Origin of the sequence: Kitasatospora sp. NPDC097643 (assembly GCF_040302625.1) — a bacterium.
Lineage (GTDB): Bacteria > Actinomycetota > Actinomycetes > Streptomycetales > Streptomycetaceae > Kitasatospora.
In genome coordinates this window covers 1-2,752 of sequence record NZ_JBEOSA010000155.1, presented here as the reverse complement: position 1 = coordinate 2,752, position 2,752 = coordinate 1, and the positions used below count along the sequence as shown (strand labels likewise).

At 73.6% G+C, this 2,752-nt stretch carries 1 protein-coding gene; it reads right to left on the bottom strand.

Annotated elements, in window-relative coordinates:
• A partial coding sequence (locus tag ABTY15_RS39525; protein WP_350607585.1) for a type I polyketide synthase occupies positions 1 to 2,752 on the bottom strand: 2,752 nt, incomplete at both ends.

The following is a 2,752-nucleotide window of genomic DNA, read 5'->3' as shown; positions in this document are numbered from 1 at the left end:
GCACACCCCACGACTCGACCAGCCGGAACAGCGCCACCTCCAACGCGAACAACGCCGGCTGCGTGTACCCCGTCTCGTGGATCAGCCCCGCATCCGCGATCGCCTCGCGCAGCGGACGGTCCAGCAGCGGATCCAGCTCGGCACACACCGCGTCGAACGCCGCCGCGAACACCGGGAAGGCCTCCGACAGCTCCAAACCCATCCCGACCCGCTGACTCCCCTGCCCCGCGAACAGGAACGCCGCACGCCCGGCCGTCCCCGTCGTTCCTTCGACCAGGCCCGTGAAGGAGGCCAGGTGCTCGATGATCCGGTCGGGTTCGGTGGTGACCAGTGCCGCCCGGTGGTCGAAGGCGGTCCTGGTTGTGGCGAGCGAGTGGGCGAGGTCGACGGGCGACCAGGCCGACAGTTCCTTCAGGTGCTCGGCGAGCCGGGCCGCCTGGGCGCGCAGTGCCTCGGGGCTCCTGGCCGACAGCACCAGCGGACGCGGCCCGGACGTGGGGCGGTCGTCGGTGGGTGTGGGCGCCGCGGGGGGCTGCTCGATGATGGTGTGTGCGTTGGTACCGCTGACGCCGAACGAGGAGATGCCGGCGCGACGCGGCCGCCCGGTCTCGGGCCACGGCCGGGCCTCGGTGAGCAGTTCGACGGCGCCCTCGGTCCAGTCGACGTGCGTCGACGGCCGACCGACGTGCAGGGTCTGCGGCAGCATGCCGTGCCGCATCGCGAGGACCATCTTGATGATGCCCGCGACACCGGCGGCGGCCTGGGTGTGGCCGAGGTTGGACTTCACCGAGCCGAGCCAGAGGGGCTCGTCGTCACTGTGCGCCTGGCCGTAGGTGGCGAGCAGCGCCTGGGCCTCGATCGGGTCGCCGAGCGAGGTGCCCGTGCCGTGCGCCTCGACGGCGTCGACCTCGTCGGCCGACAGTCCGGCCGAGGCGAGGGCCTGGCGGATGACGCGCTGCTGGGATGGGCCGTTCGGTGCGGTCAGGCCGTTGGACGCGCCGTCCTGGTTGATCGCCGAGCCGCGCACGATGCCGAGCACCGGGTGCCCGTTGCGGCGGGCGTCGGAGAGCCGCTCGACGAGCAGCATGCCGACTCCCTCGGCCCAGCCGGTGCCGTCCGCATCGTCCGAGAAGGACTTGCAGCGGCCGTCCCGCGCGAGCCCGCGCTGGCGGCTGAAGTCGACGAAGGTGTCGGGGGTGGACATCACGGTCACGCCGCCGGCCAGGGCGAGCGTGCACTCGCCGGTGCGCAGCGCCTGGATCGCCCAGTGCAGGGCGACCAGGGAGGAGGAGCACGCGGTGTCGACGGTGACGGCCGGGCCCTCCAGTCCGAGCACGTAGGCGACCCGGCCGGACGCGATGCTGCCGGAACTGCCCGTGCCGAGGTAGCCCTCGACGCCCGGTGGGATGGCGGGAAGGCGGGAGATGTAGTCGTGGTACATGACGCCGGCGAAGACGCCGGTGCGACTGCCGCGGACCGTCTCGGGGTCGATGCCGGCCCGCTCGAACGCCTCCCAGGACGCCTCCAGCAGCAGCCGCTGCTGCGGGTCCATCGCGAGCGCCTCGCGCGGCGAGATGCCGAAGAACGCCGGGTCGAACTCGCTCGCGTTGTGGAGGAAACCGCCCTCGCGCGTGTACGAGGTACCGGGGTGGTCCGGGTCGGGGTGGTACAGGTTCTCGACGTCCCAGCCCCGGTCGGTGGGGAAGGCGGAGATGCCGTCCGTGCCGCCCGCGACCATCCGCCACAGGTCCTCGGGGGAACGGACGCCGCCGGGGTAGCGGCAGGCCATGCCGACGATCGCGATCGGGTCGTCGGCGAGGGCGGTGGCCCGCACCGGCGCACTCTCCACGACGGCGTCGCGCAGGCCGAGCGCCTCGGTCAGCAGGTAGCCGGCCACGGCGTTCGGGGTCGGGTAGTCGAAGACGACCGTGGCGGGCAGCCGGACGCCGGTGGCCGCGTTGAGCCGGTTGCGCAGCTCCACGGAGGTCAGCGAATCGAATCCGGTCTCGCGGAACGCCTTCGCCGGGTCGACGGCGTGCGGGCCGCTGTGGCCGAGCACGTGGGCGACCTGGGTCCGGACGAGGTCCAGCAGTTCTCGCTGCTGCTCGTCCTCGGTGAGCGTGAGCAGCCGCTCGACCAGCGACGCACCGGCGGCGGAGGCCGCAGCACCCTCGGCGGCGCGGCGGCTGGGTGTGCGGACCAGCCCGCGCAGGACGGCGGGCAGTCGCCCGACCCGGGCCTGGACCCGCAGGCCCGCCTGGTCGAGCCGGATCGGCACCAGCGCAGCAGCGTCCTGGGCCAGCGCGGCGTCGAACAGCGCGAGGCCGAGTTCCGCGGTCAGCGGAGCCACGCCGCCGCGGGCCATCCGCTGCACGTCCGCGTCGTCCAGCCCGGCGGCCATGCCGCCCGCCCAGAGGCCCCAGGCGAGAGCGGTCGCCGGCAGCCCGGCGGCACGGCGGTGCTCGGCGAGGGCGTCGAGGAAGGCGTTGGCCGCGGCGTAGTTCGCCTGCCCCGCCGCACCGAACACACCGGCCGCGGAGGAGAACAACACGAACGCCGCGAGCGGACGGTCCTTCGTCAGCTCGTGAAGGTTCCACGCCGCATCCACCTTCGGCCGCAGCACGGCATCCAGCCGCTCGGGAGTGAGGGACGGCACGATCCCGTCATCCAGCACACCCGCCGTGTGGACGACCGCGGTCAGCTCCACACCCTCCAGCACCGCCGCCAGCGCGGCACGATCCGCGACATCACA